Genomic DNA, 21370 nt, shown 5'->3' with positions numbered 1-21370 from the left:
CAGCCCCGGTTAGCGGGCTTCTTTCAGGCGATGTTCCCACAGGCGCCGGGCCAGTCTGCGCATGTTGGGAATGTCGTCGGTTTCGTCGAGAATCGGTTTGCCGATCAGGGTTTCCAGAATATCTTCCATGGTCACCAGACCACCCCAACTGCCGAACTCGTCGTAGACCAGGCACATGTGCTGCTGCTCGGTCAGCATCTGGCCCATCAGGGTTTCGACGTTGAGTGAATCCTGCGCCACCTTGACCGGCTTCATCACCGAGCTGATGGGCGCGCTTTGGTCCTTGGCGGCCAGAATGTCGACGCGAAATACCACGCCGAGCGGGGCTTCCTCTTCGCTGATCACCGGATAGCGCGAGAACTGGCTGTCCTGCACCCGCAACAGGGTGTCGCTGATGCTCTGCTCGGGCGCCAGGCTTTCGCAGACGGTGCGCGGGGTCATGATGTCGCGCAGGCGCATGTTGTGCAGCTCCAGCACGTTGCTGATCATGCGCTGCTCGTCTTCATCCAGCTTGTCCAGCTCGCGACCAAGCAGGGCCAGGGCCTTGATCTCCTCGCGTACGTCGTGCTCCGGCGCCTTGCCGCCCAGGCCACGGGTGACCAGATCAGACAGCAGGATAAATGGCTTGAGCACGGTGATCATGGTGCCCAGCAGGGCGGGCAGGGCCGGTGCCAGTTTTGGCCAGTACCGCGCACCCAGGGTCTTGGGCAGAATTTCTGACAACACCAGAATCAGCAGGGTCATGATCGCCGAGGCAATGCCCAGGTAGCCGTCGCCAAATACCAGGGTGACCTGCGCACCAACGCCGGTGGCGCCCACGGTATGGGCCACGGTATTGAGCGTCAGAATGGCTGCCAGCGGCTGGTCAACGTTTTCTTTCAGGTGGCGCAGGCGGTCGTAGAGCTTGGGTTTGTCGGCCTTTTGCTGGGCAATGAAACTGGGTGTCATCGACAGCAGGGCAGCTTCCAGAACGGAGCAGAGAAAAGAGACAAAGATGGAAAGGACAGCAAAGGCTATCAGCAGGGTCATCAGGCAACACAGGTAGTCAATCGGACCTCCATTGTACGCCCTGGATCAGCCTGATGTGTGGCAAGGTGCTGCAAAAGGTTTCTGCACTTTTCGGGTGTCTGCATTACAAAGAAAGAGGAGATTACGGAGGCAATATGGAACTGACCGAAACCCTGCGCTTTGATATTGATGCCGTCAGCCAGCGCTTGATGGAAGAACTTTACTCCCTGCTGGCGGCACTGCCCATGCTGCTGTTGGCGCTGCTGGTGATTTGGGTAGGCTGGGCACTGGGTGGCTGGCTGTCGCGGCGGGCGTTGCTGGAGCGCGTGGCGCAGCGCAACCCCTTTATGCGCGAGCTGACGCGCACCTCGGTGCGCTGGGCCGTGTTGCTGGTTGCGGTCCTGGTGGCGCTGGAAATCATGAACGCGACCGCTCTGGTTGGCGCGGTGCTGGGTACCGCTGGGGTACTCGGGGTGGCGCTGGGTTTTGCCTTCAAGGATACGCTGGAGAACTACCTGGCCGGTTTGCTGATGAGCCTGCGTCAGCCCTTCGCGCCGCGCGATCATGTGGTGATTGATGGTAACGAGGGCATCGTGGTGGCGTTGACCTCGCGCGCGACCATTCTGATGACGCTGGACGGCAATCACTTGCGCCTGCCCAATGCGCTGGTGTTTCGCAGTGTGACCCTCAACTACACCCGCAACCCGAGCCGCCGCTTTCAGTTTGATGTCGGCATCGGCGTGAGCGAGGATTTGCTTGCGGCCCAGAAACTGGGCGCTGACTGCATCCGGGGCCTGGACGGTGTGCTCAGCGACCCGCCACCGCGGGCTTATATCGTCGGGCTGGGCGACTCCAGTGTGCAGGTGCGTTTCCAGGGTTGGGTGGATCAGCGCAGCCATGACTTTGGTCTGCTGAAAAGTGAGGCGATACGCCAGGTCAAGGGTGTGCTGGAAGCGGCGGGCATGGATTTGCCGGAGCCGATTTACCGGGTGCAGATGATAGAGTCAGCACCGGTCAGTCCGGCGGCGCAGGCGCAACCGGCGAAGACAGCGCCCCGATCGGTACCGGACACAGTGGATACCCGTGCTACGGCTGATCTAGGTCCTCAGATCGAGGCGGATCAGCAGGCCAGAACCGAGCCGGACCTGCTCGATCCGGCGGCGCCGCGGGAATAGGGCTGCGCAGGTTGCGCCGCCTTGAGGCAGGGCATTGCGCCCTGCCGATCCGGTTACGGCTCAGAACTGGTAGGCAGCCGAGACCTTGATGTTGCGGCCTGGTTCGTAGTCGTCCAGTTCAAAGCCACGGGCTACGCCGGTGCGCGAAGCGTGGGAGTAGTACTGTTCGTCAAACAGGTTGTCCACGCCCAGCGTCAGGGTCAGACGGTCGGCCTGCGGCGGAATCCATTGGGCGTAGACCGAGTGTACGTTGTAGCTGTCCTTGTCCGGCGTGCCGGGCATGACGTTGTCCTCGGTCAGCACCCATTGGGAGTTCCAGCCGGTTTCTACGCCCACGGCCGGGAAGTAGTAGCTGAGGTTCAGCGCAATGCTGTCGCCCATATCCATGCTGCGACCGTTGTAATCCAGCGCTGGGGTGTTGTTGGTTTTGTTGTCGGCATCGGACTTGGCGTAGCTCAGGCGCGAGTTGAACTCGGCGTAGCCGTAGCCGACGCTGGCTTCAAAGCCTTCAATTTCCACATCACCGTTGTTGCCGATGATGTAGCCATCCGCTACAGCGTCGTAAGTGTTGGCGAAGTAGTCATCCAGATCGGTCTGGAACAGGGTCAGGTTGGCGCTGAGGCGGTGCTCACCAAACTGCTGCTGGTAGCGGGCGCCGATTTCCTTGTTCAGGCCGCTCTGCTCCTTGATGTCATCAGCCAGAACAGTGGTGTTCTGGTAGTAGACAAAGCTTTCCAGCAGCTGCGGTGGCTTGAACAGCTCGCGCGCACTGGCAAACAGGGTGAGGCTGTCGGTAACGGCAAAGTCCACCGCCAGCGCCCAGGTGACGTCATGGAAGGTGTCGCTGCCGGTTTCGGCGTTGCGCTTGAAGTGGTCGTAGCGTACGCCAGGCGTTACCGCCAGACGGTCGGTCAGGTGGATGCGGTCTTCAACGTAGCCGGCGGTGCTGATGGCGTTCTCGTCGATCCACGGATCATTGCCATACTGGGCGCGGCTTTCCTGGCGGTTATACAGGGTGCCGTAGGTCACCTCGTGCTGCATGCCGGCCAGCTCAGCCAGGCTGGTCAGCTCCAGGGTGGCGCCGAGGTTCTCGGCTTCGGCGGTATTGTCGCTCAGGCGGTTGGCGGGCCAGCGGATGGTGATCTGCGATTCGTCGCGATTCAGTTCCATGGCATTGCGATACAGCGTGGCGTTGGCGGTGGTGCCGGTGCCGGCGTCGTACTGGTAGCGCAGGGTAGTGGTGTCGCGGGTGTATTCCGTAGGCAGCTCCAGGTCCCCCGACAGGCCTGCGTTGGCGCTGCCGGCCATGTCCGGACGCGGGCTGTAATCACCTTTGTCACGATAGTGATCATGGCTGAGTTCAAAACGGTGGCCGAAGGATGGTTCCATACCGAACTTGACCAGCATGTCGCTGACGGTACCGTCGCTGCCGAAGGTCTGCTGGCCGTCGCCGTCATCAAAGTTGTCGCGGTCGATGGTGTAGCCGTAGACCATGGCATCCACCTTATCGCTCAGGCGGCTATAGGCGGTGACCGAGCCCTGGCGGTAGGCGTTGGAGCCGTAGCCGCCGTAAACGCGCATACCGAAGTCTTCGCCGGCGCGCAGCAGGTCCAGCGCGTTCTTGGTTTCAAAACTGACCGAACCACCCACTGCGGCGCTGCGCACGGAGTTGTTGCCTACTTGTACGTCGGCCATCTGGATGATGTCGGGGTTCAGGGTCAGGTTGCCGATGTGGTGGAACATGCTGGCGTATTGGCTGGCGCCGTCCAGACGGATATCGAGGTCAGTCTCGTTCAGGCCGCGAATGTTGATGCGCTGGGTGACCGAGTGGGTGCCGCCAACATCCACGCCGGGTATGTCGCGCAGCAGGTCGGACAAGTGGTCGGCCTGCTTGACCGAGATATCCTGATCGGACAGAAATTCGGAGGAGCTGGATACCTGGGTACCCCAGACCTGCATGGTGGGCAGCGCCAGCTCGTTGCTGCTGTCGGCGGCGAGCAGGGTAGGACTGAAGGCAACGGCGACGGCGAAACTGAGCGGCGACAGGTAGTGCGGGATACGGGCACCACGACGGATATGATCGACGGACATGCGGAGTTCCTTGCGTGTAGGCAGATTATCTATTTAATGATATCGATTCGCATTAATGATATGGCTTTGCGTCCGTTGTCATAAGAGCCTCGGTTATGCGTTACTGTCAGAGGGTTATGCAAAAGCGGCAGATTGAGGTGGTTATGAGCAAGCAGGCATCGACTGACGGCAGCAGACGCAGCGGCGAGCGTTCGGTGCTGTTTGCCGAGATGATCAAAGGAGAGCGGCAGGGGCAGATTGTGGCGCGCAACGACGCGCAACGTAAGGTCCTGGTCGAAGGCAGTTTTATTTCCGAGAATTTTGGGCATCTGCAGGTAGAGGCCGGCTGCACCCGTGAGCTGGCTGACGCTGTGACTACCGCACCCATCAAGCCACGGGTGATCTTGACCATCCTGCTCAGCGGTGAAGTGCACTTTGCCTATGACGGCAGCGAGCATGTGCTCAAGGTCAACCCGCAGCGCCAGTCACGTAACACAACGGCCCAGGCGATTGCCGTCAACCTGCGGCGCATGACCGTGTTTCGTCGGCATATTCGTCGCGGCGAGCGTCAACTGTGCAAGGTACAGCTGATGTTCAGCCCTGACTGGCTGTGCCGTGGCGAGGCCGGTGACCCGCTGCGGCGGCGGCTGGAACAGCATCTGTTGGGACGGCATCTTGCCACGCTGGCCTGGCAGCCAGACGAGGACATACTGGCGTTGTGTGCAGCGTTGCTGGAGCTGCGTCATGAGCCTGATCGTTTGCGCCGTAGCCTGCGGGCGGAAAACCTCGCTCACCAGGTGCTCTGGGGATTTCTTCAGCACATCGAGCAACTGCCGCTGCAGGTGACCGAGTCGGTCTGTACGCCGCGTCCGCTGGACCCCACGGCGCGCGCCATTGCCTGGCTGGAAGCCAATCTGGATCAGCCCTTGAGTGTAGAAACGGTTGCCCGTGCCACGGCCATGAGCAGCAGTGCGTTGCAGCGGCACTTTCGCCGCGATACCGGACTCACGGTGTTCGAATATGTCCGCAGTCGACGGTTGGAAAAGGTACGCGATGCGCTGCGCCAAGAGGATATGAGCGTCAGCGAAGCGGCTTTTCTGGCCGGTTACAATCACACCTCGAACTTCATCACCGCCTTCCGTCGTCAGTTTGGGGTGACGCCGGGTGAGCTGGAGCCTACCCGTCTCGACTGATCGAGCGTTGCAGGCGCGAGCGTGACGGGTGGGGGTAAATTTTAACAATTCTCATTTATTGAAAATGGCCGTCTGCATTGGTTAGTATCCAGCGCTTTCCTTGTTCGGAGCCTGTGCATGTCTGCCATATCCCTCACCGGCAAGGGACGTGTGACACTGAATCTGGCGATGCTGATCAATATGCTGTCGATCGGCAGCACCATGATGGTAATGCCGCTGGCGGCTGATCTGGCTGCTCCCCTGAATATGCCACCGCAATACGCGGGCTACATCGCCGGTCTGGCGGGGTTGGCTGCTGCGCTGGCCAGCTGGTTGGCCGCGCCCTGGCTGGACCGGTTTGCCAGACGCCCGCTGCTGGTTGCGCTGGCGGCGCTGCGGTTTGCTGCGCTGGCCGGTTGTGCGGCGGTGCAAAGCAGTACCCAGCTGATCTGGTTGTTTGCCCTGTCTGGCGTGTTTGCCGGTCCGATGGGGGCAACCCTGATGGCCGCCATTGTTGACATGACGCCGGCTGCCCAGCGCGGCCGACAGCTGGCTTACGTTGCCATGGGGTTTTCATTGGCCGGCATTGCGGTGGTGCCGCTGGCGCTGGGGCTGTCCCAGTGGTTGTCCTGGCGCTGGGCGTTTCTGGCCGTTGGTGGCGCCGGTCTGTTGTTGACCCTGCTGGTGGCGATGCTGTTTCCGCTGCTGGATGAGCACCGCGCGACCCGGCGCGGGCGCATGCGTTTTCGAGCCGAGCCGATGTGGCTGTGGGCGATGCTGGTGGTCGGTGTGCAGGCCGGCGCGCACAGTTTGCTGATTCCGCACTTTGCCAGTTACTTCCGCTTCAACCTGGGCATTGCGCGAGACATGATTCCGCTGTTGTTCCTGCTGGGTGGGCTGGCCAGCATGGCGGCGATGCAGCTCAGTGGTCGCTTGATTGATCGAGGTCATACCCTGGTCGCGGTGGTGGGCAGTAACCTGCTGCTGATGTTTGCCACGCTGATCGGGTTTGTCTGGGGGCCCATGCTGTTGCCGCTGCTGTTGGTGTTTCCGTTGTTCATGGCTGCCAGTTCGGCGCGCTTCAGCGCCGCACAGACGATCACCGCTGGCATCCCTGCACCCGAGCAGCGAGCCGGCTTCATGGGCTGGCAGAATACCCTGGCCGGACTCGCTTCTGGCGCTGCCAGCCTGGCCGGCGGCTACTGGCTATCCTCGACGCCGGACGGCGCGCTGGTCGGCTATTCCAGCCTGGCGTTGCTGTCGCTGCTGGGGGTGGCGATAGCCCTGTTTGGCACCATCATGATTGTGCTGGGTTTGCGTCAGCCGGCCGCGGCTGAGGCGGTGCGTTCATGAAGCGTCATCAGTGGGGGCTGCTGGGCGGCGGCCTGCTGTTGCTGGTGCTGCTGGCGTTGACCTCGCTGGGCACCGGCGCCGGTACCTACGGTCTGCCCGAGGTGGCGGGCTATCTGCTGGGTGACCCGCAGCGTGTAGCTGATGACAAGCTGGCGATGATCGTCGACACGCTGCGCCTGCCGCGTACCCTGGCGGCGCTGCTGATTGGTGCGGCGCTCGCGGTGGCGGCCAGTCTGCTGCAAGGGGCAACGCGTAACCCGCTGGCCGAGCCGGGGCTTCTCGGCGTGAATGAAGGCGCGGTGCTGGCGCTGGTGATTGGCATCAGCTTCTTTGCGGTTGAATCCACCGCAGGGTATCTGGTCTGGGCTGGCATCGGCGCGGTCGGTGGCAACCTGGTGGTGCTGGCGCTGGCCTCCATGCTCGGAGTGGCCAGCCCGCTGCGACTGATCCTGGCTGGGGTTGCGCTGACGGCGGTGTTTGGCGGTATCGCCAACTATCTGTTGCTGGCTGACCGGGTAGCGCTGGACCAATTTCGGTTCTGGAATCTGGGCTCGCTCGCGGGGGTGCAGATGCATGCACTGGGCACCCTGCTGCCGGGGGCGCTGCTGGCTGTGGTGCTGGCCGCTGTGCTCAGTCGTCGCCTGCAGCTGATGTCGATGGGCGATCAGCAGGCGCGGGCGCTGGGTGTGTCACCGGCCTGGGTGCGCGCAGGGGTGCTGACGGCGGCCTCGATACTGACTGCCTGTGCGGTTTCGGTGGCTGGCCCCATCGGCTTTATCGGTTTTCTCGCGGCTTACTGTGGCCGGGTTATTGAGTCAGTGTCGCTGCTGCGTCAATTGCTGTTCTCGGCGCTGGCCGGCGCCCTGCTGCTGGTGACGGCGGACGTACTGGCGCGCTGGCTGATTCAGCCCTACGAATTGCCCGTGGGCACCTTGCTGGCGGCCATCGGCGCGCCGGTCTTGATCGTCGTGGTTTTGCGCGGCGGCTTTCGTTCACTGCTGGCCGGACGCTGAGGGTGCCCATGACAGATTCTTCGCAGACAACACCCAATGGGTTCTGGTGCCTGCGCTTGGGCAGCATGTCGTTGCTGTTCAACCGTCGTGCCACGTTGTTGCTGATCTTGGTGCTGCTGATCTTGCTGTTGGTCGCCGTCACTGCGCTCACGCTTGGCTCCGGCCAGATGAACGCGTCGCAGGTGGTGCAGACGCTGGCTGGGCAGGGCTCGCGCATGCATGAGCTGATGCTGTTTCAGATTCGCTTGCCGCGGGTGCTGGCGGTGATGCTGGCGGGCGCAGCGCTGGGCCTGTCCGGTTGCCTGGTGCAGACGCTGGTGCAGAACCGTCTCGCCACACCGGACATGATCGGGGTGAACGAAGGCGCGACCATGTCTATTGTCATCTTCTCGCTGTATCTGACCATCGGCAGCTGGCCCTGGTGGGCGGCACCGCTGGGTGCGGTGTTGGCAGCGACTTGCCTGTTCACCCTGTGCCGCCGTCCAGGCGAGCAGGGCTATTTGTTTATTGTTGTGGGGATCGCGCTGACCGAGCTGTTTCAGGCCTTGTCGGAATTTGCCATGTCGTCGCAGCCGATTGCCCATCTGAGCGCACTCTACATGTGGACCATGGGTCATTTTGCCGGACAGGGCTACCGCGTGGTGGTGCCGGTAGCGCTCTGTCTGCTGGTGCTGTTGCCGCCAGTGGCGTTGTTGCTGCGGGCGCTGTCGGTGCTGCGCCTGGGCAGCGCAACCGCGCAGGGGCTGGGTGTGCCGGTGGTGGCGGTGCAATTGGTACTGCTGGGGCTGGCGATTCTGATTGCCGGGCTGGGTGCGGCGATTGGCGGGCCGGTGATCTTTGTCGGCATGGCCGCGCCGATTCTGGCCAGCTGGCTGCTGCGCTCAGGGCCGGTACCGGTCTGGCTGGCTGCCGCGCTGGGTGCGTTGCTGTTGTTGCTGGCCGACACCCTGGTGCGCGTGCTGGCCGACCCGGTCGAGATGCCGGCGGGGCTGATGACGCGTATTTTGGGTGGTCTTCTGCTGCTCACCTTGCTGTTGCAGAATCGAAAGAGGGTAGATTGATGACGCTGTTGCGAGTGCGGGATCTGTGCTTTTCCTATCGCCACAAGAGTGGCGCGCGGCCGACCCTGCAGGAGGTGTCCTTCGAGCTGCAACCGGGCAGCCTGGTGGGTGTGGTCGGCCCTAATGGCTGTGGCAAGTCGACCCTGCTCAAGTTGCTGGCAGCCCAGCAAAAGGCCCAGGCCGGCGAGATACTGTTGGGCGGCCAGGCACTCGGCAGCCTGCCGACCCGTGCGCTGGCACGGCAACTGGCTTATCTGCCGCAGCGTCCGGTGGTGCCCAGCGGCATTACCGTCGAGCAACTGGTGCAGTATGGCCGCCACCCGCACCAGGGCTGGCTGCGGCAGTGGACCGATGAGGATCGCATGCTGGTCGACGAGGCGATTGCCACACTGCAGCTGCAACCCCTGCGGCAGCGCAGCGTGGACGATCTGTCCGGCGGCCAGGTTCAGCGAGTCTGGCTGGCGATGATCATGGCCCAGAACACCGAAATGGTGCTGCTGGATGAGCCGACCAGTGCGCTGGATATAGGCCATCAGACCGAGGTCATGGAAGCGATTCACAGCATGGCCGCCAATGGTCGTACGGTGCTGATCGTGATGCATGATCTGGCGTGTGCGGCCCGGTATTGCGACCAATTGATTGCCATGGCCGAGGGCCGGGTTCAGGCCTTCGGCAGCGCCCGCGAGGTGATCAGCAAGCCGCTGATTGACCGTCTTTACAACACCCAGGTTGATATTCTTGCTGCCCCTGGCGACGGCGCGCCGGTCATCGTGCCCCGACGCCTTGCGGCGGCCGCTTCACTCACCCACCCCAAGGAGTTGCCCCATGTCTGATCTGCTCAAGGGTTTTGTTGCTGCAGTGACCCTGCTGCTTTTTGCGTTGCCGGCCCAGGCGCGCAGTGTGACCGATGCCTATGGCGAGACCGTCGATGTCCCTGACCAACCGCAACGCGTTGTGGCGCTCAGCGAGCTGGATCTGGATGCCATGCTGGCCCTGGGAAAAACGCCGGTTGGCGCGGTTAATGGCCGCGGACAAAGCGGGTTACCTGGCTACCTGAGCGCGCGCGCGCCGCAGATCGATATCATTGGTGACCTGGGCAACGTCAACACCGAGCTGCTGCTGGAACTGCAGCCTGACCTGATTCTCACCGCGACCGATCGCCCCGAGACGTTGGAGCTGTACCGCGCGATTGCGCCGACCGTGGTAACCGCCAAGCCCGGTGAACCCTGGCAGAGCAGCCTGCAACTGATTGCCGATGTGCTGGGCGATCCGGACGCCGCCGAGGCGTTCAGCGCCAGTTATCAGACCCGTGTTCTGCAAGCGCGTGAGGCGCTGGCGGCGCAACAGGGGCAGAGCATGAGCATTGTGCGCTGGAACCCCAAGGGCCCGGTCTATATGTTGGAGGACTCCTTCGCCAGCCAGATCGTCAAGGAGCTGGGTTTTGTGCGCCCCGAGCAGCAGCGTGAGCCTGGCTTTACCCATTCACAGGCGCTGAGTCTGGAGTCGCTGGACTTGCTGGACGCCGACTGGCTGGTAGTGGGCACCCTGGCGGGTACCGGTGAGGCCGCCGATGCGCTGAACCAGGCGCGTGATACCCCGGCGTTTCAGCAGCTGGGGGCGGTGCAGTCTGGCCAGATGGCGCCGGTAGACGGCTCGCTGTGGACGTCTGTTGGCGGCCCGCTGGCCGCCATGCAAGTGATTGATGACGTCGAAAACATGGTCAAGGCGAGCAAGCCGTAAGCTATACAACGCAGGCGGTTCAGGCCGCCTGCCACTCCACGCTCAAGGCTTCGCCTTGCTCCACCGCCACCGAGAAGCGCTCCAGGTGGTCGGTGACCACCCAGCACACGCGCTCGAGCTGAGTCTCATCATCGGCGGTGCAGTGCAGCGCCAGTTGCGCAGCGTCGGCCTGCATCACACAGCGGCCGAACGGAAAGTTGGTAATACCCTGCTGATCGTCCCAGGTGGACTCCACCTTGTGTGCAAAATGCTTGCACAGCCGAGTGATGTAACGGCTGGCGTGGGGGGTACTGACCTGTGCTTGCTTGGCGGGCATGCCGACGCTCTCCCTTGAAAAGCCAGCATTCTAGCAGCCACGGGGGAGGGCTCAAGCGCGGCGCTCTGCTGCGCTCGGCCAATGTGTTACAGCGCGTTTGCCGCGTGCAGTGCCTCGAAGGCATCCATGTCGAACATGGCAATCAGGTTCTCCTGATCATCCAGGATTTCATACATGACGCCCTCGGTACCGCGAATGCTGAACAGCACCAAGGTACCGCCTTCGCCGCCGCATTCGCGGTGCGGGGTAGTGTCGGGCTGGCTGATGGTGTAGCTGCCGGTGGGGCGAACTTCCTTGAGGTCACCGTTGGCGTGAAACAGGCGGTGCTCGCCACTGATCACGAAGGTGTGGTTTACCGCGCAATGGCGGTGCAGCACGATCGGGTCGTTCTCATGGAAGTGAAACAGCACATCGACCAGCTTGTTCGGGCGGTCGACACTCAGCACGCAGTAGTCGAAGTTGTCGAAGCCGGGTAGTTGGCTCCATTGGATATGACCTAAGTCCAGATTTTTCACGGTGACGTCCTTTGTTGTTGTGGTGCTGCTGGTTTAGCGCTGGGGTGCCCAGTCGCTGACGATGACATTGTTGGCGCGTTTCGCTCGCGCGGCCTGCTTGCGTGCGCGGATGGCGTCCACACACTGGTCCTCGTTATTCAGTATCACGATGCACTCCAGACACTGGATGCATTCGTCGTAGTCGATGGCGCCGCTGCGCTTGATCGCACCGATCTCGCATTGGTTGTGGCAGTGTTGGCAGGGCTTGCCGCAGGCCTTGATGCGCGTCAGCCAGGAGAACAGGCGCAGGCGGCCGAGGATGGCCAGGCCGGCACCGAGGGGGCAGACATAGCGGCAATAGAACTTGTGCACAAACAGGCCCACACCCAGCAGCAGCAGGGCGTACAGCACGAACGGCCAGGTCCGGACAAAGCCCAGGGTGATCGAGGTTTTGAACGGTTCCACCTCGGCCAGTCGCTCGGCCAGCGTCAGTGAGTAGAGGGCAGAGCTGACCAGTACCAGCACAATCGCGTACTTGAGCCACTGCAGGCGGCGGTGCCAGCGTTCGCTGATCTTCCATTGGCGCAGACGCAGCTTTTTTGCCACCCAGCTGACCATTTCCTGTAGTGCACCGAACGGACAGAGCCAGCCGCAGAATAGGCCACGCCCCCAGAGAAACAGACTGACAAAGGTGAAGGTCCAGAGAATGAAGATCACCGGATCCAGCAAGAAGACGCGAATATCAAAGCCGTCCTTGATGGCCAGCAGCAGGGTAAAGATGTTCACCACCGACAGCTGGCCCTGGGCGTAAAAGCCGATAAACACCAAGGTGAACAGCAGAAAGCCGGCGCGCAGGGCGTGGAAAGCGCGCGCGTGCCGGCTGATCTGATGCTGGCGCACAAATACCAGACTGACCAGCGCCAGGGCCAGCAGCAGCGTGCCAATCTGCCAACTGCGCTGCTGCCACATCTGCACCCAGATTGGCGTCGGCGCAGCGCGGGCTGGCGCGGCGCTGAGTTCGAACAGCCCGTGATCCAGGTTCAGGGGCTGCTCGAACTGCGCGAACTGTTCGCTAAGCGGGTTGCGGCGCAGGGTGACGTTCAGCTGCAGGGCTGCCGGGTCAACCGGGTTGAAGGCGGCGTGGGCTTTGATGCGAAAGAGATGGGCTCGCCAGTCAGCGCCCGCCACGGGTAGCAGCGGCAGCAGGTTGCCGTTGTTGAAGTTCATGTCATGTAGCTCAATCGCCAAGCCATGCTGCAGCAGCGTGATGCGACTGGGGGCAGTGGCAGGGATAAAGTCGTCTGGTACATGGCCGTAGCGCCCGCGCGACATCACCAGCAGGGCATGTTCGCCGGGTTGCAGTTCGGCCTGCAGCTGAGCAAAGGCCTGGTCGCCGAGCAGGTTGCGTCCGCTCATGGGGGTGTTCAGGTAGGCGAAGTACAGCTCGCTGAACGGCTGATCCGCCGTGCCTGGCAGGCCCGAGTAGAAGGCCAGGCTGTTGCCCAGCGCGTTCTCCACGCTGGCCGCATCCAGCTGCCAGCGTTGCACCAGTTGCTGCTCGCGCAGTTGTTGCCAGTCAAGGGGCGTGAACACGTCCTGGCGAGCGATGGCCTGCGGCCCTTGAATAAAGTCGGGGAGCAGGGCGCGTGCTACCGTCATGGCTGACTGCAGCACGGTTTCGTTGAGGATCACGACCGATACGGTGGCCTTGGCCACGCCGTCGATGTAGCTGACGCTGTCACCGTCCGCCGCACCGCCGTGCTGGCTGCCGACAACGATAGGTGTGGCGATGTTGCGCCCGGCGTACTGGGCAGTAAAGTCGAACAGCGGCTGCTCGCCCATGCCGTGCACAAACACCGGTTCATGATGTGACAGCACGGTGACACCGGTCAGTTTACCCTCGGGCGTGAGGCCGATCAGCAGGCGGATGGGTTTGCCGCCAAAACCCTGCAGGGCCGAGTAGTCGGTGGATTCGAAGGCGTAGCCGAGCAATTGGTCGAGCTGAAAGGCTTGATAGACCGGCGGCGTTCCCTGCTTCTCGATCAGGCGGGTGGCGCTGGGGAACAGTTGCTGTACCGCCGGCTGCCAGTCGGTCGTGTGCTGGCCCTCGGCACGCAGAGCCGAGCCGAGCAGACAAAGCAGGCAGGCCAGCAGCAGATGCCGGGCCGATTGGCGTCGCACAGACATGGCGAATCATCCTTGTTGTTGTGTCTCCATGCTGGCGAGCAGCGGGTGGGCGAGCCATGCAACTTAGGGGCTGAGCCGCTGCTACTTCAGTCTTAGTTCGCGCCCAGGCGGCTTATAAAGCGACTGACTTTGGGGTAGTCTGCCGGGACCGCCTGTGCGGCTCTGCCACGCCCGGTCGAGCCCTCAGCATTACAACAACAACGCGGATGCCAAAGCATGTCCTACGATGTCAGCCAGTTGCGCAAGTTCGTTACGCCAGAGATCATTTTTGGCGCCGGATCGCGCAAGACCGTCGCCAATTACGCCTCCACTTTTGGCGCCCGCAAGGTGTTGCTGGTGTCGGACCCGGGCGTGCAGGCCGCCGGCTGGGTGATGGACGTGGAGGAAAGCCTGCAGGAGCAGGGCATCGACTACGTGCTGTTTACCCAGGTATCGGCCAACCCACGCACCGAAGAGGTGATGCACGGCGCCGAGGTGTATCGGGCCGCCGGCTGCAACGTGATTGTGGCGATTGGTGGCGGCAGTCCGATTGACTGCGCCAAGGCCATTGGTATTGCCGTGGCCCATGACCGGCACATCCTGACCTTTGAAGGCGTGGACACCATCCGTGCACCCATCCCCCCGCTGATCTGTATCCCGACCACCGCCGGCACCTCGGCCGATGTCTCGCAGTTTGTGATCATTTCCGACCAGCAGGAGAAGGTGAAGTTTTCCATCATCAGCAAGGCGGTGGTGCCGGATGTGTCGCTGATCGACCCGGAAACCACCTCCACCATGGATACCTTCCTGTCGGCCTGCACCGGCATCGACGCCATGGTGCATGCCATCGAGGCCTTTGTCTCGACCGGTAGCGGGCCGATGACCGATGCTCATGCGCTGGAAGCCATGCGCTTGCTCAATGCCAACCTGGTCAAGATGATGCGTGACCCGCAGGACCTGGCCGTGCGCGAGCAGGTCATGCTGGGCAGCCTGCAGGCGGGGCTGGCTTTTTCCAACGCCATTCTGGGCGCCGTGCACGCCATGTCGCACAGCCTTGGCGGCTTTCTCGACCTGCCACACGGGCTGTGCAACGCCATCCTGGTCGAACACGTGGTGGCCTTTAACTTTGACGCCGCGCCGGAGCGCTTCAAGGTGATTGCCAATGCGCTGGATATTGATACCCGTGGGCTGACGACGCCGCAGGTGCGCGCGCGCCTGATTCAGCACCTGATCGACCTGAAGGAGGCGATGGGCTTTCATCAGAGTTTGCGCATGCACGGGGTCAGCACCAGTGATCTGCGCACCTTGTCGCTGCACGCCATGGATGACCCCTGCATTCTGACCAACCCGCGCGAGTCCAGCCTGAAGGACGTTGAGGTCGTCTATGCCGAGGCCCTCTGACCCGCGCCGGGATGTGCTCACCGGGCTGCTCGGGCTAGGGTCGCAGTCATCGCGCAAGAGCTACTATCCGGAGCTGCTGGCGCGGCTGGAGGAGCTGGAAGCGGAGCGTAACCGCTACAAGTGGCTGTTCGAGAATGCGGTTCACGGGATTTTTCAGGCCAGCCTGGCCGATGGCCTGCGTATGGCCAACCGCTCGCTGGCGCGGATGCTCGGCTACCAGTCGGCGGCCGAGCTGGTGGCCGCGCGCGGTTCCTTGGGGGGGCAGTTCTTTATTGGTGGCGAGTCCGAGTTTCAGCGTATCCGCCAACAGCTGCTGCGCAAGGGTGAGCTGACGGGCTACGAGACCCGGCTGGCAAGGGCCGATGGCTCGCTGATGGACGTACGCATGAATATTCTGCTGCGCCCGGATGCCAATGACCACGTGATTGAGGCTTTCGTCGCCGATGTCACCGAGCGCAAGCAGGCGCAGCTGGCCATGCAGCAGCTCAACGACGAGCTGGAGCAGCGAGTACAGCAGCGCACCCATGAGCTGGAGGGACTGAACGAGAGTCTGCGCTACGAGATCATCGAGCATGAGCGCACCCAGGGTGAGTTGCGCAAGGCACGTGATGCCGCCGAGCAGGCCAATCGCAGCAAGGATCGCTATCTCGCTGCAGCCAGTCACGATCTGCTGCAGCCGCTGAACGCAGCTCGTCTGCTGATGGCTACCCTGGGTGACGTCGACCTGCCCGCCAGTGCCCGGCTGCTGGTGGAGCGTTCTCACACCGCGCTGGAAAGTGCGGAAGATATGCTCAGTGACCTGCTGGATATCTCGCGCCTGGATCAGCCGAACCTGCAGCCAGAGTACAGCGATTGCAGCGTGGATGAACTGCTGCAACCGCTGCTCTGCGAGTTTGGCAGTGTGGCCGAGGCCGCCGGCGTCGGCTTGCGCAGTCGCACCTGTGCCCATGCGGTGCATACGGACTTCCGTCTGCTGAGCCGGATCCTGCGCAACTTTATCAGCAACGCCATTCGGTACACCGAAAGCGGCGGTGTGCTGGTGGGGTGCCGACGGCGCGGCAGTGACTTGTGGATCGAGGTTTGGGATACCGGGCGCGGTATCGACCGGGCCCACTTCCGACAGATTTTTCAGGAGTTCAGCCAGCTCGATTTCGGTCGGCCCGGTCAGCGCCGTGGCGTGGGGTTGGGGCTGGCGATTGTCGAGCGCATCGCGCGCCTGCTTAAGGTCGAGGTGCAGGTGCGCTCGCGCTTGGGGCGCGGTTCGGTGTTCAGCGTGCGCGTGCCGCTGGCCCGGCAGCCGCTGATCAGCCAGCAGCGCAGCAGCCTGGGCGCCCATCTGGCGGTGCCTTTGCAGGGGCGCCGCCTGCTGGTGATCGACAACGAGCACATGGTGCTGCAAAGCATGCAGGGCTTGCTGCAGCAGTGGGGCGCCGATGTGCTGACGGCCGCGGACCTTGAGCAGGCGCTGAGTTGCCTGCAGGGCCGTGCGCCGGATCTAGCGCTGGTCGACTACCACCTGGACGGCGGCCGCACCGGGCTGCAGGCGCTGACGGCACTGCGTGAGCAATTTGGTGCAGAGCTGCCCGCGCTGATGATCACCGCCGACCGTACCGAAGAGTGTCGCCAGGGCGCGCGTTCGCTGGGCGTTGCGGTGCTCAACAAGCCGATCAAGGCGGGCAAGTTGCGCGCCTCGCTGGATACCTTGCTCACGCCCCGTCGCTGATATTCTGCCAGCGTTGGGCGCTAGCGCCCGCGCTGTAATCTACCTGTCACTCCAATGTCTGTCATCGACCATAAAAGCTTCATGGCTTTCGGCTCGTCCTGTCATTTTTGCTCGCCATCCTGTTTGGGTTTTCAAACAAACCAAAAAACCTGAGAGGAAGGAATCGATGTCCATCGAACAACGTGATCAGCTGGTGTATGTCGACAACGGGGCTGGGGATGAGCCATTGAGCACCCGTGAGATGAACCCGCTGTTCTCCAGCGTGCTGGAGGCCCGCCTGGCCCGTCGTCAGGTACTCAAGGGCAGCGCTGGCGCTGCTGCGCTGGGCTTCTTCGGTCTGGGACTGGCCGGGTGCAACAGCGACTCTGACGATGATGATGACGCTGGTGAGCCGCCGGCTGCTGACCTGCTGGGCTTTTCCGCTGTTGCCGTCAGCACCGCCGATGAAATCGTCGTGCCCGAGGGTTACAGCTACCAGGTGATTATTCCCTGGGGTACACCGATCCTGGGTAGCTTTCCGTCGTTTTCGGTGAACAACACCGGCGATGACCAGGCCGAGCAGATTGGCTCGCACCACGATGGTATGCACTTCTACCCGATCAATGACAGCTCGGAAGACGGTCTGCTGGTACTCAACCACGAGTACGTTGAGCCGCGCCTGATGCACGCCTCGGCTCAGGGTGTCTCGCTGTCCAGTGGCGCGACGCCGCCGCTGGTTGGCGGTCTGCGTCCGGCTGACGAAGTGCGCAAGGAAATGAACGCCCACGGTGTTTCCGTGGTGCGCATCGTCAAGGGCGCGAACAACGAGTGGAGCGTGCAGCCCGACAGCATGAACCGTCGCATCACCGCCCTGACGCCGATGGAAATCCACGGCCCGGTTCGCGGCAGCGATTTCGTCAAGACCCTGTACAGCCCCAACGGCACCATGACCCGCGGTACGCTGAACAACTGCGGTAACGGCTACACCCCCTGGGGCACCTACATGGCCGCCGAGGAAAACTGGGCCGGTTACTTCACCAACAAGGGCGACAACCCGCGTGAGCACGCGCGCTACGGGGTACCGAGCGGTACTGGTCGTTGGGCCTGGGAGCTGGCCGACAACGGCGCTGACGAGTACATCCGCTTCGACGCCAGCATCAAGGCTGCCGACGCCACCGGTGACTACCGCAACGAGCCGGTCTGCTTCGGCTGGATGGTCGAGATCGACCCGTTCGACCCGAGCAGCAACCCGAAAAAACGCACTTCCATGGGTCGCTTTGGCCACGAAGGTGTGGTTTTCGCTCCGGCTGAAGAAGGCAAGCCGGTGGTCTGCTACTCCGGTGATGACTCGCGCTTCGAGTACATCTACAAATTTGTCACCGCAGCCAACTACAACGCCGCTACTGCCAACGGCAGCATGCTGGACGAAGGCATTCTGTACGTTGCCAAGTTCAACGATGACGGCACTGGCGAGTGGATGCCGCTGGTCTACGGCGAGAACGGCCTGACCGAAGCCAACGGCTTCACCAGCCAGGCTGACGTGCTGGTCAACACCCGTCTGGCTGCGGACTTCATGGGCGCTACGCCGATGGACCGTCCGGAGTGGGGTGCAGTTGACCCGGCCAATGGTGATGTCTACTTCACCCTGACCAACAACTCCAACCGCAACGACAGCAACCTCAACGAAGCCAACCCGCGTGCGGCCAACAACCACGGCCACATCATTCGCTGGAAGGAAGACGGCGAGCAGGCTGCGACCACCTTTACCTGGGATATCTTCCTGTTCGGTGGAGATGATGGCGACAGCGGCGTTGCCAACAACATCGGCTATGACCCGAACGGTGACATGCTGACCGCCGACAACATCCTCAGCTCGCCGGACGGCCTGTGGATCGACCCGGACAGCCGTGTCTGGATTCAGATGGACAGCGGCTGGGACGACCCCTTCGGCAACTGCGCCATGCTGGTAGCGGATCCGACCACTGGCGATCTGAAGCGCTTTTTGGTGGGCCCGATCGATCAGGAAATCACCGGTATCACCATGACGCCGGACCAGAAAACCCTGTTCATCAACGTCCAGCATCCGGGTGAAGGTACTTCTGGCGCCCAGTTCGCGGGCGGTGGCTACACCAGCAGCTGGCCGGACAAGATGCCGTCCACCCGTCCGCCGCGCTCGGCGACCGTGGTTGTATGGAAAAACGACGGTGGCGTAGTCGGTAGCTGATAGCGTTTGTTCTTGTGTGTTTGACGGGTCAGCGCGTTGCGCTGACCCGCCTTTTTATTGGAGGTTTATATGGGTATTGGTGGCATTAGCATTGGTTCGTTGTTGATTGTGCTGGTCATTGTCATGCTGCTGTTCGGCACCAAGCGTCTGCGCAATGTGGGCAGTGATCTGGGTGGTGCGCTCAGCGGCTTCCGCAAGGCCGTGCGCGATACCGAAGAGACCCGCGATGCATTGACTCTGGACGCCGCAGAGCAGACGTCCGTGCGCGCAGAATCGACCAGCCGTCAGGCCTGAAGGCGAGGTACAGCATGTTCGGCAATGGCATGACGGAATGGCTGCTGGTGGCAGTAGTTGCCTTGCTGGTGCTGGGGCCCGAGCGCCTGCCCACGCTGGTGCGCAGCGCCGGTCGAGCGGCGGGCAAGGTACGTGGCATGTGGAATGAGGTGCAGAAGGAGCTGAACGATTCCTTGCCACAGGACGAGGTCAAGGAGCTGGCCGAGAATGTTCGTGCGCTACGTGGTCAGACCAACGTCAAGCAGTTTGTGCGTCGTTTGGCGGCAGAGGCTGTTGATGAGGAGCGCAAGCAGGGTTGAGGCGCTGTTAACACCTCAATCCTGCTTTTTGCTTGGCTCTGTTACAGGGGAGCCGGGCAGGGCGGCATCAGGGACCTCTCGACGTTGCCGGGTATTTCGCCCACGTTATTGGTATAGGTGCAACCAAACTCAGGGTCGGCTACGGTGGCCGGCGTCAGCCAGTCGTCGCCGCCGGGTTTGACGCCGGTTTGCTCCCAGGTCAGCAGGTCGGCCAGGGTTTGCGTCCATTCGGTCAGGGTGAAGTCGCAGTGGCCGGGGGCGCGCATTGCACGCTGCACCAGGTTGTCTGCGCTGCCTTGATCTTCGGCACGCTGGCGATATACCTGCTCCATCAGTATCGGTACGAACAGATCGCCAATGGTGTGCGCGGTCAGTACCGGCACGTCAAACTCGCCGTTTACCTTGGGCACCCAGCGCAAGCCGTCGCTACGCAACGCGTTGACGCTGTCGACATCCGCATCGGCCTTGAGAATCGCCGCGTTGAAGTTGATCTCGTCGGTGGTCAGCGGCTGACCCAGCTCTGTCTGGAAGCGATAGGTCAGGCCCTCGGTGTTGATCACGCTTTCCTGGAAGATGCCATCTACCGTGCCGTCCGAGCCGGCAAAGCTCTGCAGCAAATCCTGGAACCCGCCGAAGGACAGCTGATAAATCGGCCGCTCGCCACCGCTGAGATTTTTCAGCGTCTGGTACAGCCCAAGCCCATCGGCGGTCAGCCCGTTGGCATTGGGGTTGGCGTCATAATCCACCCACAGTGCTGCGCGGGCAGCGGCTACCTTGGCAGCGGCATCGGCCGGAGCGACCGGGAAGCTGTCGGCAGGTTCGCCGGCCAGCGCAAACAGCGACAGGTTGTAACCGCCAAAGTAATTGAACAGCTCGGTGTCGCCAACCACGCCACAGAAGGGCGCTGCTGCCGAGTATTCGACCACGTTGTTGGCGGTGTCGAGGGTCTCGCGCTCCACCGCCGCAGCGGTGACATGGCCGCCCATGGACGCGCCGGTGATGTAGTACTTGGTAGGTTCAGCCAGCGTTCGGCCGTTCTCTGCAGCGATGTCGGTAAAGGCCAGCGCCAGGGCGTTGGTATCCTCCACGCCGGCGCGCACATCATAGAAGTTGGTGCTGTAGCTCGATGCTGCCCAGGCATAGCCGTTGTCGATCAGATACTGGCGCATCGGCGGGTTGTCGACGGTCAGGGCCGCTCCGGTGCCGCGATAGCCGTGCGCCCACATCACCAGGTAGCCGTTCCAGTTCTCCGGCACCTCAACACGGTAGGCGGCGCCGTCCAGGACACCGCTCCAGCGGCTGGTGGTGGTGTAGGGGGCGACGGGTGCCAAGGCGTCGAAGGGCAGGGCGGACTCATCGATGGTAAAGAAGCCCTGGTTGATGCGTACCTGCTGCGGCCGTGGATCAGGATCGTCGCTGTCATTGCTGCTGCCCAGGCAGCCGGTCAAGCCGATGCTGCCGACCAGAACGGCAAGCAGCGTGGGTCTTTTGAGTGGATTCATTATTGTTGTTCTCCGTTGCAAGCTGTTTTTGTGATGGATCTTGCATTTGCCAGTAAAGCGGCCAAGCGGGCCTCCGGCAAGCGTCAGGCGGAGCATCCGGGCTGGGTCGTCGGGTCTGGATTGCCAGGTATAACCGTGGGTGATCTCTGTAACCGGGTTATCACCCATTCGGGTTAGATGTCACGGTTCATCGGGGCTGCAGCCTAGGGTCTGTTGCCGTTTCGTTCACCCGCCTGCCGGAGGCCATTTTTCGGCCAGGCAAGGCGGAGGGAGCGCGGTGTGGTCGTTCCACATAAGCGACCGACAACGCAGCATGGCCGAAAAATGGCCCCGGCCCTGCGGGTGGGGCCGCCGAGGTTGCGCCTGTAAAGCCGCCACTC

At 62.4% G+C, this 21370-nt stretch carries 18 protein-coding genes; 12 read left to right on the top strand and 6 right to left on the bottom strand.

Going from position 1 to position 21370, the window contains the following annotated elements; genetic code table 11:
- Positions 1-9: 9 nt before the first annotated feature.
- Positions 10-1029 carry a CNNM domain-containing protein gene (locus CNQ84_RS07745; RefSeq protein ID WP_096004308.1) on the bottom strand — a complete coding sequence of 340 codons (1020 nt, stop codon included), beginning with the start codon at positions 1027-1029 and terminating at the stop codon, positions 10-12.
- 134 nt (positions 1030-1163) lie between these two features.
- On the opposite strand from CNQ84_RS07745, the gene CNQ84_RS07740 reads away from it, so the two are divergent.
- The gene (locus CNQ84_RS07740; RefSeq protein WP_165771245.1) at positions 1164-2183 is read left to right on the top strand and encodes a mechanosensitive ion channel family protein; all 1020 of its coding nucleotides are present in this window, start codon (positions 1164-1166) and stop codon (positions 2181-2183) included.
- 60 nt (positions 2184-2243) lie between these two features.
- Here CNQ84_RS07740 and CNQ84_RS07735 read toward each other — a convergent pair whose 3' ends face one another.
- Positions 2244-4274 carry a TonB-dependent siderophore receptor gene (locus tag CNQ84_RS07735; protein ID WP_096004306.1) on the bottom strand — a complete coding sequence of 677 codons (2031 nt, stop codon included), beginning with the start codon at positions 4272-4274 and terminating at the stop codon, positions 2244-2246.
- 143 nt (positions 4275-4417) lie between these two features.
- Between CNQ84_RS07735 and CNQ84_RS07730 the strand changes: the two genes are divergently transcribed.
- From CNQ84_RS07730 to CNQ84_RS07705, 6 genes are all read left to right on the top strand, one after another.
- Entirely contained in the window at positions 4418-5446 is a 1029-nt protein-coding gene (locus CNQ84_RS07730) for a helix-turn-helix domain-containing protein (protein ID WP_165771244.1), read from the top strand.
- A gap of 117 nt (positions 5447-5563) precedes the next feature.
- On the top strand, positions 5564-6778 hold the full coding sequence (locus tag CNQ84_RS07725; RefSeq protein WP_096004304.1) for an MFS transporter: 1215 nt from the start codon (positions 5564-5566) through the stop codon (positions 6776-6778).
- Entirely contained in the window at positions 6775-7791 is a 1017-nt protein-coding gene (locus CNQ84_RS07720; RefSeq protein ID WP_096004303.1) for a FecCD family ABC transporter permease, read from the top strand. Before CNQ84_RS07725 ends, CNQ84_RS07720 begins: the two co-directional genes overlap by 4 nt.
- Before the next feature lie 8 nt (positions 7792-7799).
- Positions 7800-8852 carry an iron ABC transporter permease gene (locus CNQ84_RS07715; protein WP_096004302.1) on the top strand — a complete coding sequence of 351 codons (1053 nt, stop codon included), beginning with the start codon at positions 7800-7802 and terminating at the stop codon, positions 8850-8852.
- The gene (locus CNQ84_RS07710) at positions 8852-9685 is read left to right on the top strand and encodes an ABC transporter ATP-binding protein (RefSeq protein WP_096004301.1); all 834 of its coding nucleotides are present in this window, start codon (positions 8852-8854) and stop codon (positions 9683-9685) included. The genes CNQ84_RS07715 and CNQ84_RS07710 overlap by 1 nt, the downstream gene beginning before the upstream one ends.
- A complete protein-coding gene (locus tag CNQ84_RS07705; RefSeq protein ID WP_096004300.1) occupies positions 9678-10592 on the top strand; it encodes an ABC transporter substrate-binding protein in 915 nt (304 codons plus the stop codon). The genes CNQ84_RS07710 and CNQ84_RS07705 overlap by 8 nt, the downstream gene beginning before the upstream one ends.
- Positions 10593-10611: 19 nt before the next feature.
- Here CNQ84_RS07705 and CNQ84_RS07700 read toward each other — a convergent pair whose 3' ends face one another.
- The 3 genes from CNQ84_RS07700 to CNQ84_RS07690 form a co-directional block, all read right to left on the bottom strand.
- Complete coding sequence (locus tag CNQ84_RS07700; RefSeq protein ID WP_096004299.1) at positions 10612-10908, bottom strand: DUF2218 domain-containing protein; 297 nt, start codon at positions 10906-10908, stop codon at positions 10612-10614.
- An 86-nt stretch (positions 10909-10994) separates the two neighbouring features.
- Complete coding sequence (locus tag CNQ84_RS07695) at positions 10995-11423, bottom strand: regulator (protein ID WP_096004298.1); 429 nt, start codon at positions 11421-11423, stop codon at positions 10995-10997.
- A 33-nt stretch (positions 11424-11456) separates the two neighbouring features.
- Positions 11457-13589: a NosR/NirI family protein gene (locus tag CNQ84_RS07690; RefSeq protein WP_096004297.1), complete on the bottom strand. Its 2133-nt coding sequence runs from the start codon at positions 13587-13589 to the stop codon at positions 11457-11459.
- Between the two features lie 216 nt (positions 13590-13805).
- Between CNQ84_RS07690 and ercA the strand changes: the two genes are divergently transcribed.
- From ercA to tatB, 5 genes are all read left to right on the top strand, one after another.
- Positions 13806-14969, top strand: coding sequence for an alcohol dehydrogenase-like regulatory protein ErcA (gene ercA / locus CNQ84_RS07685; RefSeq protein WP_096004296.1), 1164 nt, complete (start codon positions 13806-13808; stop codon positions 14967-14969).
- Complete coding sequence (locus CNQ84_RS07680; protein WP_096004295.1) at positions 14953-16692, top strand: PAS domain-containing hybrid sensor histidine kinase/response regulator; 1740 nt, start codon at positions 14953-14955, stop codon at positions 16690-16692. Before ercA ends, CNQ84_RS07680 begins: the two co-directional genes overlap by 17 nt.
- Before the next feature lie 166 nt (positions 16693-16858).
- Positions 16859-18895: a PhoX family protein gene (locus CNQ84_RS07675; protein ID WP_096004294.1), complete on the top strand. Its 2037-nt coding sequence runs from the start codon at positions 16859-16861 to the stop codon at positions 18893-18895.
- Between the two features lie 69 nt (positions 18896-18964).
- Positions 18965-19189: a Sec-independent protein translocase subunit TatA gene (locus CNQ84_RS07670; protein WP_096004293.1), complete on the top strand. Its 225-nt coding sequence runs from the start codon at positions 18965-18967 to the stop codon at positions 19187-19189.
- A 14-nt stretch (positions 19190-19203) separates the two neighbouring features.
- The gene (gene tatB / locus CNQ84_RS07665) at positions 19204-19488 is read left to right on the top strand and encodes a Sec-independent protein translocase protein TatB (RefSeq protein ID WP_096004292.1); all 285 of its coding nucleotides are present in this window, start codon (positions 19204-19206) and stop codon (positions 19486-19488) included.
- A gap of 41 nt (positions 19489-19529) precedes the next feature.
- Here tatB and CNQ84_RS07660 read toward each other — a convergent pair whose 3' ends face one another.
- Positions 19530-20990 (bottom strand): alpha/beta hydrolase, encoded by a 1461-nt coding sequence (locus CNQ84_RS07660; protein ID WP_096004291.1) that lies wholly within the window; start codon positions 20988-20990, stop codon positions 19530-19532.
- Between the last annotated feature and the right edge of the window lie 380 nt (positions 20991-21370).

Origin of the sequence: Pseudomonas abyssi, from assembly GCF_002307495.1 — a bacterium.
Classification (GTDB): Bacteria; Pseudomonadota; Gammaproteobacteria; order Pseudomonadales; family Pseudomonadaceae; genus Halopseudomonas; species Halopseudomonas abyssi.
Note: the sequence above shows the minus strand (reverse complement) of the source record. Positions and strands in the feature narration are given on the sequence as shown.

Excerpts from the sequence above, each read along its gene's own strand:
- CNQ84_RS07725 (WP_096004304.1), top strand. The coding sequence starts at position 5,564 with ATGTCTGCCATATCCCTCACCGGCAAGGGACGTGTGACACTGAATCTG.
- CNQ84_RS07700 (WP_096004299.1), bottom strand. The coding sequence starts at position 10,908 with ATGCCCGCCAAGCAAGCACAGGTCAGTACCCCCCACGCCAGCCGTTAC.
- CNQ84_RS07705 (WP_096004300.1), top strand. The coding sequence starts at position 9,678 with ATGTCTGATCTGCTCAAGGGTTTTGTTGCTGCAGTGACCCTGCTGCTT.
- CNQ84_RS07715 (WP_096004302.1), top strand. The coding sequence starts at position 7,800 with ATGACAGATTCTTCGCAGACAACACCCAATGGGTTCTGGTGCCTGCGC.
- CNQ84_RS07670 (WP_096004293.1), top strand. The coding sequence starts at position 18,965 with ATGGGTATTGGTGGCATTAGCATTGGTTCGTTGTTGATTGTGCTGGTC.
- CNQ84_RS07710 (WP_096004301.1), top strand. The coding sequence starts at position 8,852 with ATGACGCTGTTGCGAGTGCGGGATCTGTGCTTTTCCTATCGCCACAAG.
- CNQ84_RS07740 (WP_165771245.1), top strand. The coding sequence starts at position 1,164 with ATGGAACTGACCGAAACCCTGCGCTTTGATATTGATGCCGTCAGCCAG.
- CNQ84_RS07735 (WP_096004306.1), bottom strand. The coding sequence starts at position 4,274 with ATGTCCGTCGATCATATCCGTCGTGGTGCCCGTATCCCGCACTACCTG.
- CNQ84_RS07675 (WP_096004294.1), top strand. The coding sequence starts at position 16,859 with ATGTCCATCGAACAACGTGATCAGCTGGTGTATGTCGACAACGGGGCT.
- CNQ84_RS07690 (WP_096004297.1), bottom strand. The coding sequence starts at position 13,589 with ATGTCTGTGCGACGCCAATCGGCCCGGCATCTGCTGCTGGCCTGCCTG.
- CNQ84_RS07680 (WP_096004295.1), top strand. The coding sequence starts at position 14,953 with ATGCCGAGGCCCTCTGACCCGCGCCGGGATGTGCTCACCGGGCTGCTC.
- CNQ84_RS07660 (WP_096004291.1), bottom strand. The coding sequence starts at position 20,990 with ATGAATCCACTCAAAAGACCCACGCTGCTTGCCGTTCTGGTCGGCAGC.
- CNQ84_RS07720 (WP_096004303.1), top strand. The coding sequence starts at position 6,775 with ATGAAGCGTCATCAGTGGGGGCTGCTGGGCGGCGGCCTGCTGTTGCTG.
- CNQ84_RS07745 (WP_096004308.1), bottom strand. The coding sequence starts at position 1,029 with ATGACCCTGCTGATAGCCTTTGCTGTCCTTTCCATCTTTGTCTCTTTT.
- CNQ84_RS07730 (WP_165771244.1), top strand. The coding sequence starts at position 4,418 with ATGAGCAAGCAGGCATCGACTGACGGCAGCAGACGCAGCGGCGAGCGT.
- ercA (WP_096004296.1), top strand. The coding sequence starts at position 13,806 with ATGTCCTACGATGTCAGCCAGTTGCGCAAGTTCGTTACGCCAGAGATC.
- tatB (WP_096004292.1), top strand. The coding sequence starts at position 19,204 with ATGTTCGGCAATGGCATGACGGAATGGCTGCTGGTGGCAGTAGTTGCC.